The sequence below is a fragment of the Lentzea indica genome, assembly GCF_012184385.1.
In the GTDB taxonomy this organism is placed as follows: Bacteria; Actinomycetota; Actinomycetes; order Mycobacteriales; family Pseudonocardiaceae; genus Lentzea; species Lentzea indica.
On sequence record NZ_VSRL01000224.1, the window covers coordinates 1 to 14,781 of the forward strand.

Below are 14,781 nucleotides of genomic sequence, written 5' to 3' on the forward strand. Positions count from 1 at the left end.
GCCCTGCTGGACGGCGTCGACCTGGTGGCCGTCGCCTGCCCACTGCCTCCTTCGCTCGCGCGGCGCCTCACTGCCCGCGCCCGCCAACGCCGCGCCGTGCTCATCGCCTTCGGTTCCTGGCCCTCGCCCGACGTGGAGCTGACCGCGGAGTCCGTGCGCTGGAACCCCCTCGACGACGGCGCGGAGACGTTGCGGCGCCAGCAGATCAGCGTGCGCAGCGGTGGCCGCGGCTCGGCGGGACGGCCGCAGCACGTGTTGCTGACGTTCGGCGAAGAGGAAATCGAGCTCCCGCTGGTGGCCGGCGAACCGGCCGGGTCCGACGAGCCGGCTGATGCCGGTCCGGACCGGGTCGACGAGCTGGCCGCCAGGCGGGCTACAACGCGAGAGCAGCCCGCGTGAAGGACACTCGTCTGCTCGCGGTCTGGTGCCCGGACTGGCCCGTCGTCGCAGCTTGCACCGCCACCGGCACCGGCCAGCACGTGCCGGTGGCGGTCGTCGACGGCAACGAGATCGTGTCCACCTCGGCCGTGGCGCGCACTGAGGGCATCCGCAGGGCCATGCGCAAACGCATGGCCGAGTCGATGTGCCCGGAGCTCATCACCTTCGAGCACGACCCGCAGCGCGATGCCAGGTTCTTCGAGCCGGTCGCGGAGGCCGTCGAGGAGCTCGCGCCCGGCATCGAGGTCGTGCAGCCCGGCTTGGTCGCGGTGCCGGCGCAGGGGCCGATCGGCTACTTCAAGTCCGCGGAGCAGGCGGCGGAACGCATCGTTGACCACATCGCGACACGAACCGGCACAGAAGCCCAGGTGGGCGTGGCAGACAGCCTTTTCGCGGCCACGAAAGCCGCGCACCGCAACGTGATCGTGCCGCTGAACCGGACCGCGGAGTTCCTCAGACCCCTGGGCGTGCACGAGCTCGACGCGCCGGAACTGGTCGATCTGCTGCGAAGGCTCGGCCTGAAGACGCTCGGCGCGTTCGCGGACGTGCCGGAGAACGCGGTGGCGTCGAGGTTCGGAGGGCCGGCCACGAGACAGCACCGCCTGGCACGCGGCCTTCCCGAACGTCCGCTCGACAAGCGCAGGCCCGCCCCCGAACTGGCCGTCACGGAGACCTTCGACGAGCCGGTCGAACGCATCGACGCGGCCGCGTTCGCCGCGAAGATCCTCTCGGAACGGCTCCACGAGAACCTCACCACCAGAAGTCTCGCCTGCACGCGGCTCGGCATCCACGCCCGCACCGAGAACGACGAGGAGCTGCACCGGGTGTGGCGGGCCGCGGAACCGTTGACACCACGGGGAATCGCGGACCGGGTGCGCTGGCAGCTCGACGGCTGGCTCACCCGCGAACGTCTCACCTCCGGCATCAGGACGCTCACCCTCGAACCGGTCGAGGTCGTCAACGGAACCGCGCTGCAGCTCGGCTTGTGGGGCCATGACGACGAACGCGCGGTGCGAGCACTCCTGCACGTCCAGGGGTTGCTCGGCTCGGACAGCGTTCTCACGCCGGTGCTCGACGGCGGCAGAGGGCCGAAGGAGCAGGTCAGGCTCGTGCCGTGGGGTGACGAGCGGGTGGCGGCGCAAAACCCGGACCACCCGTGGCCAGGCCGGCTCACCAGGGCACCCGCGACGCTCGCCGACGACCCCGCCGACCTGAGGGACGCGGACGGCAACGAGATCGGCGTGACCGGCCGCCTCGAACTCACCGCGAAGCCCCAAAAGCTCGCGGTCAACGGAAGAACGCAGGAAGTGATCGCGTGGGCCGGGCCGTGGCCGGTCGACGAGCGGTGGTGGGCGCAGGACCCGCATCGGGCAGCGCGCATCCAGGTGCAGACGAACGACCAGGCGTTCCTGCTGATCCGCAGGAACAAAAGATGGTTTCTGGAAGGGGTGTACGACTGATGTTCGACGACCAGGAGTGGGACCTGCTGGACATCCTGATCCCGTTGCCGCGCAAGGCACCTGATGGGCTGGAATAACCCGCCGGTCCGCTGGAGGGAGCTGGAACGCGCCCTCTCCGGCAAGCCCGTCGAGCAGAAACCCGACGGCGGTGACGGTCCCGGGTGGTCACGGCACCGCGACAGGTACGCCGCGCCGCCGGGTTTCGAGCTGCGCGTGGACGAGCTCGCGGTCACCCGCAAGCGCGTGCCGTACGCGGAGCTGCACTGCCACTCCAACTTCAGCTGGCTCGACGGCGCGAGCCACCCCGAGGAGCTCGTCGAGGAGGCACAACGGCTCAAGCTCGACGCCATCGCGATCACCGACCACGACGGCATGTACGGCGTGGTGCGCTTCGCCGAGGCCGCCAAGGAACTCGGGATGCACACGGTGTTCGGTGCCGAGCTCAGCATCGGGCTCGGCAAGCCCGCGAACGGCGAACCGGATCCCGAGGGCGATCACCTTCTTCTCCTTGCGCGCCAACAGGAGGGGTACCACCGGTTGTGTCGCACGCTCACCACCGGTCATCTCGACGACGATGCGGAGAAGGGCAAACCCGTCTACGACGTCGAGCAGATCGTGGCCGACACCGCAGGTGAGGTCGTGGTGCTGACGGGCTGCCGCAAGGGAACCGTCCGCAGAGCGCTCACCAGGGAGGGCCCGGAGGCGGCCTTCCAGGAGATCGTCAGGCTCACCGAGCTGTTCGGCAAAGGCCGCGTCTACGTCGAGCTGACCGACCACGGACTGCCAGAGGACAGCAGGCGCAACGACATCCTCAACGCGATGGCGCAGAAGCTCAAACTCCCTGTCGTGGCAACGAACGCCGTGCACTACGCGACGCCGAGCCGTGGCAGGCTCGCCGCCGCGATGGCCGCCGTGCGTGCGCGAAGCAGCCTCGACGACATGGCAGGATGGCTGCCGCCGTCACCCGCCGCGTTCCTGCGCAGCGGCGAGGAGATGTGGCACCGGTTCCGCCGTTTCCCCGGCGCCGTGCACAACGCCGCGTTGCTCGGCATGCAGCTGGCGTTCGACCTGCGGCTGGTCGCGCCGCAGCTACCGCCGTTCGACGTGCCGCCGGGCCACACCGAGAGCAGCTGGCTGCGCCAGCTCACCCACGAGGGTGCGCGCCGGCGGTACGAGGACGACAACGAGAAAGCGTTCCGGCAGATCGAGCACGAGCTGAAGATCATCGAACAGCTCGGCTTCCCCGGCTACTTCCTCGTCGTGCACGACATCGTGAACTTCTGCATGGAGAACGACATCCTCTGCCAGGGCAGGGGCAGCGCCGCCAACTCCGCGGTGTGCTTCGCGCTCGGCATCACCAACGTCGACGCGGTCCGCTTCGACCTGCTCTTCGAACGCTTCCTCGCCCCCGCCCGCGACGGACCTCCCGACATCGACGTCGACATCGAGTCCGACCGGCGCGAGGAGGTCATCCAGCACGTCTACGAGAAGTACGGCCGCCGGCACGCGGCGCAGGTCGCGAACGTCATCACCTACCGCGCCCGTTCCGCCGTGCGTGACATGGCCCGCGCGCTCGGTCACTCGCCGGGCCAGCAGGACGCGTGGAGCAAGCAGATAGACAGGTGGGGGCCGCTCAGCGTCACCACCGACGACTGCGACATCCCGCGCGACGTGCTGGAGCTGTCCGCGCAGCTGGAGAACTTCCCGCGCCACCTCGGCATCCACTCCGGCGGCATGGTGATCTGCCACCGCGCCGTCAGCGAGGTGTGCCCGGTGGAGAAGGCACGCATGGACAAGCGCACGGTTCTGCAGTGGGACAAGGACGACTGTGCGTCCATCGGCCTGGTGAAGTTCGACCTGCTCGGCCTCGGCATGCTCTCCGCGCTGCACTACGCCATCGACCTCGTGCGCGACCACGAAGGCGTCGACGTCGACATGGGAAAGGTCGACCTGGAGGACCAGCGCGTCTACGAGATGCTGCAGAAGGCGGACTCCGTCGGCGTCTTCCAGGTCGAGAGCCGCGCGCAGATGGCAACGCTGCCGCGCCTGAAGCCGCGCGAGTTCTACGACCTCGTCGTCGAGGTCGCGCTGATCAGGCCTGGCCCGATCCAGGGCGGCTCGGTGCACCCGTACATCCGGCGCCGCAACAAGGTCGAGGAGTGGGACTACGACCACCCGTTGCTGGAGAACGCGCTGAAGAAGACCTACGGTGTGCCGCTGTTCCAGGAACAGCTCATGCAGATCGCGGTGGACGTGGCCGGCTTCACCGCCGCGGAGGCCGACGAACTGCGCCGCGCGATGGGCGCCAAACGTTCGACCGCCCGCATGGAACGCCTGCGCGACCGCTTCTACGAGGGCTGCCACCGCAACGGCATCGACGACGAGCTCGCCGGTCGCATCTACGCGAAGCTGCTGGCGTTCGCCAACTTCGGCTTCCCGGAGAGCCACGCCCTGTCCTTCGCGCACCTGGTGTTCGTGAGCGCGTGGTTCAAGCTCTACTACCCGGCGGCGTTCTGCGCTGCCCTGCTCCGGGCCCAGCCGATGGGCTTCTACTCCCCGCAGTCCCTGGTGATCGACGCCCGCCGCCACGGCGTGACGGTCCTCGGCCCGTGTGTGAACGCGTCACTCCCACACGCAGGCCTGGAGCCTTTCGAGGGCGTCAACGCCGTTCGGATCGGGTTGGAGGCCGTGCGCGGCATCGGCACCGCGGACGCCGAGCGAATCGTTGCGGCACAACCGTTCCGCGACATGGAGGACTTCGGCACGCGCGTGCAGCTCATCACCGCCCAGGTGGAAGCCCTGGCCACCGCGGGCGCTTCGCGTGCTTCGGCCTCCAACGCCGCGAGGCGCTGTGGGCAGCCGGTGCGGTGGCCGCCATCCGGCCAGATCGCCTGCCGGGCACCACGGTCGGCGTCGACGCCCCTTCGTTGCCAGGCATGGACGACGTCGAACTGGCGGTGGCGGACGTCTGGGCCACGGGCCTGTCCCCTGACAGCTTCCCGACCCAGTTCGTCCGGTCCACATTGGACTCGATGGGCGCGTTGCCCACCTCCGCGCTCGCTTCGGTGGAACCCGGAACGCGAGTGCTGATCGGCGGTGCGGTGACGCATCGGCAACGGCCGGCGACGGCGGGCGGGGTCACGTTCCTCAACATCGAGGACGAGACCGGGATGGTGAACGTCGTGTGCTCGCCTGGGTTGTGGGCGCGGTATCGGCGGGTGGCGCGCAGCAGCGGCGCGATGCTCGTGCGAGGCGTGGTCGAGTCAGCGGAAGGCGTGGTCAGCCTGATGGCCGACCGCCTGCAGCACCTCGACCTGCGCATCCCGTCCCGGTCCCGCGACTTCCGCTGAGCTCACGGCGACCGGTCACAGGTTCTGACCGTTGCGCGGCGGTGCATGCAAACGGCGCACGACGGGTGGCCGGAGCAGGCGGACCCAGGCCTGGGTCGTGGTCTCCTTGTTCGACACTTCCGCCCGCCGGTAGGCCTTGGCGTGGCTGAGTTCGCTGTGCCGGATGACCTCGTCGAAGAACCAGGCGGAGCCGATGACCGCGAGTACTGCCGAGGAGTTCGCCAGCGCACTTCTGAGGACCTCTGCGTCGAGCAACCGGGACGTGTGGTTGATCGCGGATCCGGTCACACCGTGCTGGTCGTAGTTGATCTCACCCGCGTGCAGGGCGAGCCGCAACCGTATCCGCTCTCGCGGCGGGTGGATCCGGTTGTGCCGCTTCAACGCCTCGACGAGCGCGTTCGGGAGGTGGTCGACGAACAACGTCTTGCGCACGTCCGCAGAGGCGAGCACGAGCACGCCGTCTCCTCTGTCCTCGCGACGGCATGACGACCAGGGGATGCCGGCGGCGTCGAAGGCGGCTTGCATCGCCTTGTACATGCCGTGCCGAATCCTCACCTGGTTGATGTTGTTCCGGTTGTGCTGCCCGAAACCCTCGATGTCCGCGGCCACGATCGTGCAGTGCGCCGTGGTCAGCGTCAGGCGCTCGTCCCCGGCTACGACCAGCAGTTCGCTCGGCTCGGGTTCGGGACTGCTCATCATCGTTCCTCCCGGCTACGGCCTCGGGCATCGAAGGTGTTGCGGCAGCGTCGTTCCGCCGACCGGCAACCCGGTGGCGCACGGTTTCGACTCACATGGCGTAGTCGGTAGACCTCGGATGCCATCGCGGTTTGACTTGGCGAGTCACACCGACGATGAGGGGACTTTCCACCTCGGCGCTGCGGTAACCACGCGAGTTGTGGTTACAGTAACCCGAAGTGCGTCCGGTTCAGCGTTTGGTTGCTCAAACGGTCGATACACCCGTGCAGTTCACCTGACCAGATGCCGCCGAAAGGAGAGGTCGTGCCCCTGCCGACGTCACCCGTCGTCGCAGCGTGGGAGCTCGCGCTCCGGCTTCGGCAGCAACGCGACCAGACGGGCACAGAGGTCAGGGTCATCACCCAGGCGCTGGGCTTCTCACGCAACTACTGGTCTGCCGTCGAGAACGAGCGCAAGATCCTCTCCGAGGAGAGTTTGATCAAGCTTGTGGAGCTGCTCGAGTTCGACGCGGAGGAGCGACAGGAGCTGCTCGAGCTCCGCGCGGCAGCCAAGGAGCGCGGCTGGTGGATGCGGTACGGGAACCTGCTCGACAGCGATCTCCAGCGGCTGATCGGCCTGGAAGCCAGCGCCGAGACCGTTCGGTGCTACGAGAGCCTGCTCATCCCGGGCCTGCTTCAGACGGCCGATTACGCCAGGGCCATCATGACTCCCGATGCCACCATTCGAAAAGTCGAGGTCGACCAGCGCGTTGAAGTCCGCCTTCGCCGGCAGCGGAGACTCGTCGACGAATCTCCGCTGAGGTTGGTCGCCATAGTCAGTGAGGCGGCCCTCCGGCAACAAATCGGTGGACCTGCCGTTCTTCGTCATCAGCTGGAGCAGCTGGCGCGAAGCATCGAAGGGCGCGAGGACCGGCTTGAAGTCCGGGTCATTCCTTTCACGGCCACTGCTTGCGGACTGTTCGGAGCCGCGACCGTCCACCTGATCGAATTTCCCAATCCCAGGTTACCGACCGTGGTGTGGCAGGAAACCGTTACCACGAGAGGCGTCATCGATGATGCCGGTCAGGTGCGGGACATCATGCTCACCTATCAGGACGCGCTCAAACACACGCTGAGCGCACCGAAGTCGTTGGAACTGATTCATCAGCGCATCAAGGAGCTGGATTGATCGACCAGAAGGTCTCAGCGTCCCCCCGTGGTCGGAGTGGCTGGTTCACGAGCAGCTATTCCAACGCTTCGGGCAGTTGTGTCGAAGTCAATCTCGGCACTTGCGACGTCCTGGTTCGCGACAGCAAGGATCGACGTGACGGCCAGCCCGTGCTGAGGATTTCCGTGAAAGCCTGGCATTCATTCCTGGAACAGCTTTCCTGAACGTCCCGCCGCGCCGCTCCGGTGGCCGGCGGCTGAGTTCGCAATCCGCACCTCTGGTCGTATCGGCGTAGTAGGGGGTCTGACATCGGCCTACCGGAACAGCTCGTCTTTGAGTCATCATGGAGTTGCCTGCTCTGACCGGGTCACGGCGTGAGGGGATCGACAGATGAGTCCGTCCGGTAGTCAACCTGGCATCGAATCAAAACTGATCGACGTGGACAGGGTTCCCTTTACCAAGTTGCGCGAGCTCGACGGTGAAACCCTCCGTGACTCCGTGCGACACGTGGTCGAACGCGCCAGCCTCGTGCGGGTCATCCGCAGATCCAGCAACAGCGGCGGTGGTGAGCGGATCGACTGATGGCATGACACCCGGTACCGCGTTCCACCAGATGCCCTGGAGCGATTTCGACGCCCTGGCACGCCTGGAGGGCGACATGTCCATGGTGCGGCGGCTGCGTCGAGCTGAGCGCAGCCGCCGCAAGCTGTTGCTGCACGGGCTGTCGGAGACCTCGGCGAAGTCGCTTGAGCTGTTCGGGCCGATGCCGCCGCTGGAGGCGGTCCTGGAGCTGCTCGCACGGGTCGAGGACGCGTCACCGCAGGCGTTCGACCGGCTGCTCGCGCACCCCTACACCGGGAGCTGGGCCGGCTACACGACCCGCTTGTTGCGCGACGGCATCGACGGGGTGTGCCCGTTGTGGGTTCATCTCGGCCACCTGCACGCCATCGCGGCGGCTGCGGCGATCAGGGCCGGTCTGAGCTTCGAGATCGCTGTCCCGGTGTGGGGAGAGCACGCGGTACTGCCGTCGCTCGGAGTGGCTCGGCTGCGTTCCCCGGAGCCGTTCTCGGTGGCCGAAGTGCGTGGTGGCGGTGGGACCTACACGGTCGCGAACGAAGTCGGCGTGGTGCGGCTGCCGGATTCTCCTGGTGCCGACGGTCCCGGCTGGTGGGGTGTCCGGCAGTGCGGCGTGACTGCGGGGCGGAATCGGTTTTCGGTGAGTCTGGACGACCTCGATCCGTATCGCGGACTCTACGAGCCGGTGCCACCGCAGCGGTTGGACAGCGCCGAGCTCGGCGCGTGGCGCTGGCTGCTCACCGAGGCGTGGCAGCTGCTCGTCGAGGCCGTGCCCGATCTCGCTCGCTCCCTCGCGGTCGGGCTGGACTCGTTGGTGCCCAAGCCTCGCGTGCCGTTCCGGAGTCTGAGCGCGTCGACGGGCGAGGCCTTCGGCAGTGCCGTCGTGGGACGCCCGCCGGACGGTGCGGAACTGGCGGCCACGCTCCTCCACGAGTTCCAGCACATCGTGCTCGGCGGCATCCTGCACCTGGTCCAGCTGTACGACGACGATCCGCGGGAACGGATCTACGTCTCGTGGCGGGACGACCCGAGGCCACTTCGTGGTGCGCTCCAGGGTGTCTACGCGTTCTGCGGAGTGACCGCGTTCTGGCGAGCTCTTGCCACCACTCGGACCGGCGTGCTCGCCCGGCGAGCGATGTTCGAGTTCGCCTACTGGCGTGCCCAGACGTGGCACACCCTGGTGGTGCTGCGCGACGACGAAACGCTGACCGACGCGGGGCGGCGGTTCCTGGACGGCGTCGGCGACGTCCTCGGATCGTGGCAGCACGAGCCGGTTCCCGATGACATCGCGGAACTGGCTGACGCGGCCATCGCCGATCACCGGGCCGGCTGGCGGATCCGCCACCTGCGGCCGGATCCCGCGGTCGTGAGGGAACTGGCGAACGCCTGGCTGACCGGGCGTTCCCGGCCACCCGTCACGCCGGTGCAGACGGATCTGCCGCCGACACCGGTTCCGGACGGGCCGTGGTCGCACAGCCGCGCCGACCTGGTCAGGCTCGGCCTGACGGGGGCCGATCTGCACGACCTGTGGCAGACCGTCCCCGATGCGACCCCGGCCGACTTCGCTTACGCCAGCGGGAGATTCGCTGACGCGGTGAGGAACTACCGCGCGGAGCTGCGAGCGGATCCGGACCGGCCGGCATCGCTGGTCGGGCTCGGTCTCGCGCTCGCGGCGACTGGACCAGGCCCGGCCTCAAGGGGCATTGCTGCACTGTCCCGAACTGGTACGCGCGGTGCACCGGGTGCTCCAGCACACCGCGCATCAGGTGCCGACCCCGGAGAGCCTGGCCTCATGGATCGGCCAGGTCGTCTCCGGACCATTGGCTCCTACATGAGCATCGGGTCGATGTCGCAGTCCGCACGCGCACCCTTGATGGCGGCGATGGTTCCGGGGTGGGCCTCCCCGAGGACCTTGCGGTACCTGTCCAGGATCGGGCCGCGGTAGGGCTCGGCCTCCTCCGTCCGTCCTGTCGCACGGAGGTCGAGACCAAGGTTGATCGCTGCCGCCAGCGTCGTGGGATGGTTGATCCCCAGCACGCGCTCGGCGCGTTCGACCGCATCCTGATCCAGTGTCACCGCCATCGCGGTCTCGCCGATGGCCGCCAGGTCGCTGGCCAGGTTGATGGTGGCGATGACCGCGTAGGGGTGGTTCGGGCCGATGCCTGAGCGGTAATGCTCCAGTGCTCGCTCGTCCAGCACGCGTGCGTCGGCCGCCTCGCCTCGCAACCGCAACGTGACCGCGAGGTCGACCGTGGCGGCGATCGTGTGCGGGTGATGCTCTCCGAGGCTTCGGCGATACTTTTCGAACGTCTCCTCACCGAGGGCCTTCGCCGCAGCGAGATCACCCGAGTGCCGCAGGTCGATCGAGTTCGCCAGTGCGCACGCCATCGTGGTGGGGTGGTCGGCGCCGTACGCCACCGTGAACCGTTCGAGAGCTGCGGTCGACAGATCGAGCGCGGTCGGGTGCTCACCGTCTTTGCGCCTCGCGACCGACAGGTAGAACCCCTGCGCCACGGTGTCGGGGTGGTCTTCGCCGAACCGCGCCCGGTAAAGCTCGGTCAGCTTCTCCTGTTCGATCCGGGCACGCGTGTACTCGCCGGCTTCGCGCCGATCGATGATCAGGGCGGCGTTGGTGCTGAGCGTCCTGGTGTGGTCGGGGCCGAGAACCTCGATGCGTCGCCGCAGCGTGCTCTCGTCGAGCTCGGCGGCTGCTCGGTACTCCCCGGAGAGTCGGAGACTGAGGGCGTGCTGGTAGGCCGCGTAAAGCGCCTCCGGGTCGTCCTCACCGAACAACCGCTTGGACTTGTGGTAGATCTCGTCGCTCAGCTTCGACGCCTGGGCGAAGTCGCCCTTCGCGCGCAGGTCGATCACGATGTTCGTCTGCAGCGCAAGGGTTTCCTCACTGTCCTCTCCGGACACCTGGATGCGGCGCTGCAGGGTGAGCTGGTTGACCCTGGCGGCTTCCTCGTAGCGGCCCAGACCCCACAGGTAGAAGCCGAGCCGTTGGGCCACGTCGAGGGTGTGCGCATGAGTCGGGCCCAGCTGCTGTTCGAATTTCTTGCGCGCGTATTCGGCGAACCTGGCGGCTTCGTCGTGGTCACCCCACGCGAAGAGGAAACGCATCAGGTTGATCGCGAGCTGACGGACCCAGCCGTCCTCGCAGTCGATGAGGTCAGCCGCGTAGGCATGCGGCAGCAGTTCACGGTAGCGCGGCCAGTGGCGGGCCGACTCGGGGTCGTTCGGGTCGAGGCTGGCGAGCAGCTGGTGCGCGCCGTGCCGCATCTGGGCCTGCAACTGCGGTGCCATCACGCGTTTGCGGAGGACCAACTGGACCAGTCGGTGGAGCTGGAGGGTGTTGTTGCCGTGGTCGATCTTCGCCAGGCCGTAGCGGTTGATGTCGCGGATCGCCCTCGCCAGCTTGATCGGATCACGCAGTGCCGCGTCCAGTTCTGGAGAGATCGACACCCGGCTGACGCCGGTGAACAGGTCTCGGGAGATCGGCTCCGAGGAGAAGAACGCACAGATGTGCAGCATCTGGTGAGCGGCCGGGTTGCGCGTCTTCAGCTCGTCGAACGAGACGTTCCACGCTGCGGCGACCGACACCTCGTAGTCCGGCGGTGCGGAGGTGTCGAGGATCTCCGCCACCGACTCGTCGAACAGGCGGAGGTACTCGGCCACCGGCATGCCCGTCATCGCTCGCCAGGCGGCTGCCTGCTCGACCGCCAGCGGGAGGTCTCCGAGCTTCTCGGCGAGCTGGTTCGCATCGTCGACATCGATCTCCGGGCCGCGCTTGCCCAGCAGTTCGATGCTCTCGTCGCGTTTGAACACCGCCAGCTCGAGTGGCCTCGCCACTCCTGCCCAGTCCGGATTGCGTGAGGTGATGAGCACTTCACCAGGGCCGTTGGTGGGGAAGAACGGAAGAACCTCCTCCGGGCTCTCCGCCGCGTCGAAAACGAGGAGCCACCGCCGGAACGGCCTGCCGAGGCGCAACGCCTCGCGGACCGCCGGTACCGCCGTGTTCGCCTCGGACGCACCCGGCAGTCCCAGTTGCCTGGCCAGCTCGGTGAGGCTGGCTTTGATCTGGGTTGTGCGGGCGGCTTCGATCCACCAGATGAGGTCGTAGTCCTGCACGTGGCGATAGATGTACTCGGTCGCCATCTGCGTCTTGCCGATACCGCCCATGCCGTGCAACGCCGAGGGCAGCACCGCGGTGGTGCCGCCGGCGGTGAGGCGTTTGCCCAGTTGTTCGAGCAGTTCCTCACGCCCGGTGAAGTTGGGGTTCTTGGGCGGAACATTCCCCCAAATGGGTGGCGGATCGTCCTGGTTCCGTTTGCGAAACGCCTGGAGGCCAGACGAAGTGGTATAGGCCGAAGAGGTAGCGGACGAATCATGAATGTTCGTGGCGCTGGGCCGAGCCGCGTAGGCGTCCGGTGCGGAAGTAGTCGCAGAGTCGCTGGGCCGCTCGGCCAATTCGGGCATGTCTTCGCTCGCAGTCCTGGTAGCGGGCTTCTTGATTGATTCAGAAGCCGGCGAAAGGGAAGGATGGTGCGGCACCGCGTTGCGCAGCCGGTCCGCACGAGAGAGATATGGGCCGGAGAGGGCTTTCATGACGGCGCTCTCAAGCTCGACATCAGCTGGATCTGCGCTGGTCGGGGGGTCCGGGGTGCTGTGCGGATCGGCTATCGCATCTCGGAGGTGCCCGAGGACCGGAATCCGCTCGGAGAACTCGGCGGCGGCAGCCCGAACAACGCCGGCGGTCTCAGACCGTCGCGCGCCGCTGAGTAGCAGTTCACGAACTGCCTCCGGGAAGACAAAGGCACCTGGGTCCCGAGTGGACTCCTCGACCCCGGGATGCGCAGGGTACAACAACCCGCTCAGAAGCAATTCCCCCAGGTGTTCGACTCCTGCTTCCGGTACGAATCGTTGCCGAATCAATTGGGCGACGTCCAAGTGCGCTGGAACCGCTGCCAGCAGCGTTGCCAGCCGGAACGCGAGCGGCGACGCCTGACTCCGGAATTGGCGAATGTGATCCTGCGGCGACAAAGGGCCGGCTTCGGCCGCCGGCGTGTCGCGGCTGGCCAGCAGGACGGTGCCGGTGACCGCGCCGCGGCTCTCGCCGGTGACCAGGCCGCTCCACCAGCGCAGCCACCGCGGCCGCATCTCGATCACCGGCACTGGCACGGTCCCGGGGCGCGTCAGCGCGGTGGGATCAGCCTCCAGCCAGGCGTCGGGCAGGTCGAACGACCAGCGGCTGTTGGGCCTCACCGCCCCGTGGACGTTCAGCTCGGCCCGATGCGGCCGCACCCTGCAGCGCCCCCAGAGCCATTGAGGCAACAGGTGGACGACGCCCACCGACATCGTGTGACCCCATCGCGCCAGCATCGGCAGCAGCACGTCCGGCAGCCAGGTGTCGCCGACACCGTCGGTCACCAGCAGGACGACCCGCCTGCCGGAGGAGTCCACGATCTCGGCGGGATCCCGTGGGGGTGCGTCCGCGGTACCGCCCCGCAGCATCGGTGCCGTCGACCCGTCGGCCTGCCGGACGACGTCGAGCAGGCGGATCTGGATCGTGCGGAACGCTCCGAGGCGGGTCAGCATTTCGGCGAACGCGACGATCTGTGACCGCCACAGGACCATCAGCGGGCTGCGGTCGACGACGAGCGTCAGGTCGAGCCACCGCTCCGTTCTCGACCGGGTCACCGGCCACCAGCGGCCGGTTTGCGCCATGTGATCCGCTGTTGCCTGCTCGTCCAGGACCACCGCGTCGTCACGCCACGAGCGCACCTCGCGTTTGAGCGGTCGCAGCGCCCGGAAGCACTCCAGCGAATCGATCAGCGGGACGTCGCCGGTGCGATCCCCGTTGCCGAGCAGTGGATGCTCCTCGGGCGTCGCTGCGAACTCGCGTCGTGGCGGCTCGCCGAGCGGTACCGAGACGGCGGGCTCGGATTCCTCGACGGGCGAAGCTTCACGCGCGGCCGGCTCACGGCTCGGGCCGGTGTCGAGGGGTGATCGATCGGCGACTTCCGGCTCCAGGTCCTCCGGCTCGGTGCCCGCGGGACGGGCGGGCCGGATGGCAGAGGCCAGCCAGACGATGTCTCCCAGCTCGGCCCAGTCGAGGCCGTCGATCACGGGTGCGGTTCTGTCGGGCACCGAAGTCTCGGCGGTCTGCGGCCCGCCTCGTCTGCCAGGCGAGCCGGGAACGCCGGTGGGCGTGCCCATGTCACCGGCCCGTCGTCAGCCGACGCCACAACGCGTCGATCAGCCGCGGCCAGGCAACGCCGTCCGGTTTGTAGGCGCCCGAAGTCGCCAAGAACACCGCGTCGAGCAGTCTGTCGGCCGGAAGCCCGTTTTCCGCACGGCTTTTCTCGACGAACTCCCGCACCAGGCGGTCGCGATGCTCGCCTTCGGTGTCCAACAGGTGGTTGGCCACCATTGCGGCCAGTTGTTCAACGTTCGGATCCTTGATTTCCAGCTGCAGCGCACGCCGGAGAAATGCGGGTGGGAATTCCCGTTCACCGTTGCTCGTCATGATGACGATCGGGAACGCGTAACACCTGACCCGGCCGCCGGCAACGGTCGCCGTCCCGTTCGGGTCGGCGGTGTGCACGCTCACCTCCGGCGACCAATGACGAATTCGAGCCAATTCGTCGATGAGGAACTCGCCGTCCTCAAAAATGCTCAGGAGGTTGTTCGGCAGATCGGCCTCGCTCTTGTCCAGCTCGTCGATCAGCAAAACGCGCGGCAGTTTCCTCGGCAGAAACGCGGTGCCCAGCGGGCCCAGTCTGATGAAATCCCCGATCGGGGGTTCCTCCGCGTTGTCGTCGGCTCGCTGCTGACTGGTCGCGGCCGCCTGCACTCGACCTATGGCGTCGTAGCCGTACAAGCCGGACGTCAGGGTCGTGTGGGTGGTGATGGGCCACCTCAGCACCCGCCCGAGCCGGAGCTCGCGTGCGATGCGGTACGCGAGCGCGGACTTGCCGACGCCCGGTTTGCCGGTCAGCAGCAGGGGCCGGCGCAGGTACAGGCTCGCGTTGACCATGTCGAGCTCGCGGGGATCGACGTGCTGCTCGGTCAGGTGGAACTCCGAACCGAGTCTGCGGCTCGCCTCGCCGTCG

9 protein-coding genes and 1 pseudogene are annotated in these 14,781 nt (G+C 67.9%); 7 read left to right on the plus strand and 3 right to left on the minus strand.

The features are described 5' to 3' along the window. The 3 genes and pseudogenes from imuA' to FXN61_RS38175 form a co-directional block, all read left to right on the plus strand. A partial coding sequence (gene imuA', locus FXN61_RS38165) for a DnaE2-dependent mutagenesis accessory factor ImuA' (RefSeq protein ID WP_512698762.1) occupies positions 1-399 on the plus strand: 399 nt, incomplete at its 5' end. Beyond that, positions 396-1,898: a DNA polymerase Y family protein gene (locus tag FXN61_RS38170; RefSeq protein ID WP_312878320.1), complete on the plus strand. Its 1,503-nt coding sequence runs from the start codon at positions 396-398 to the stop codon at positions 1,896-1,898. The genes imuA' and FXN61_RS38170, both read left to right, overlap by 4 nt. A 63-nt stretch (positions 1,899-1,961) precedes the next feature. Next, positions 1,962-5,248, plus strand: a pseudogene (locus FXN61_RS38175) (error-prone DNA polymerase). 15 nt (positions 5,249-5,263) lie between these two features. Here the strand turns inward: FXN61_RS38175 and FXN61_RS38180 are convergent. Next, a complete protein-coding gene (locus FXN61_RS38180) occupies positions 5,264-5,947 on the minus strand; it encodes a hypothetical protein (protein WP_167978781.1) in 684 nt (227 codons plus the stop codon). A gap of 300 nt (positions 5,948-6,247) precedes the next feature. Between FXN61_RS38180 and FXN61_RS38185 the strand changes: the two genes are divergently transcribed. The 4 genes from FXN61_RS38185 (at position 6,248) to FXN61_RS38200 (ending at position 9,611) form a co-directional block, all read left to right on the plus strand. Continuing rightward, positions 6,248-7,111 carry a Scr1 family TA system antitoxin-like transcriptional regulator gene (locus FXN61_RS38185; protein ID WP_167978782.1) on the plus strand — a complete coding sequence of 288 codons (864 nt, stop codon included), beginning with the start codon at positions 6,248-6,250 and terminating at the stop codon, positions 7,109-7,111. Beyond that, positions 7,108-7,314 (plus strand): DUF397 domain-containing protein, encoded by a 207-nt coding sequence (locus FXN61_RS38190; protein ID WP_188135943.1) that lies wholly within the window; start codon positions 7,108-7,110, stop codon positions 7,312-7,314. Before FXN61_RS38185 ends, FXN61_RS38190 begins: the two co-directional genes overlap by 4 nt. Positions 7,315-7,528: 214 nt before the next feature. Continuing rightward, positions 7,529-7,672 (plus strand): hypothetical protein, encoded by a 144-nt coding sequence (locus FXN61_RS38195; RefSeq protein ID WP_246292521.1) that lies wholly within the window; start codon positions 7,529-7,531, stop codon positions 7,670-7,672. Positions 7,673-7,676: 4 nt separating this feature from the next. Next, positions 7,677-9,611, plus strand: a complete 1,935-nt coding sequence (locus tag FXN61_RS38200) for an HEXXH motif domain-containing protein (protein WP_246292523.1) — start codon at positions 7,677-7,679, stop codon at positions 9,609-9,611. Here FXN61_RS38200 and fxsT read toward each other — a convergent pair. Further along, positions 9,494-13,885, minus strand: coding sequence for an FxSxx-COOH system tetratricopeptide repeat protein (gene fxsT, locus FXN61_RS38205; RefSeq protein WP_188135944.1), 4,392 nt, complete (start codon positions 13,883-13,885; stop codon positions 9,494-9,496). The two genes, FXN61_RS38200 and fxsT, sit on opposite strands and share 118 nt — an antisense overlap. A 1-nt stretch (position 13,886) precedes the next feature. Next, the coding region (locus FXN61_RS38210) for an AAA family ATPase (protein ID WP_167978784.1) at positions 13,887-14,781 on the minus strand (895 nt) is incomplete at its 5' end.

Coding starts and splice junctions, on each gene's coding strand:
- FXN61_RS38180 (WP_167978781.1), bottom strand. CDS start 5,947: ATGATGAGCAGTCCCGAACCCGAGCCGAGCGAACTGCTGGTCGTAGCC.
- FXN61_RS38200 (WP_246292523.1), top strand. CDS start 7,677: ATGACACCCGGTACCGCGTTCCACCAGATGCCCTGGAGCGATTTCGAC.
- fxsT (WP_188135944.1), bottom strand. CDS start 13,885: ATGGGCACGCCCACCGGCGTTCCCGGCTCGCCTGGCAGACGAGGCGGG.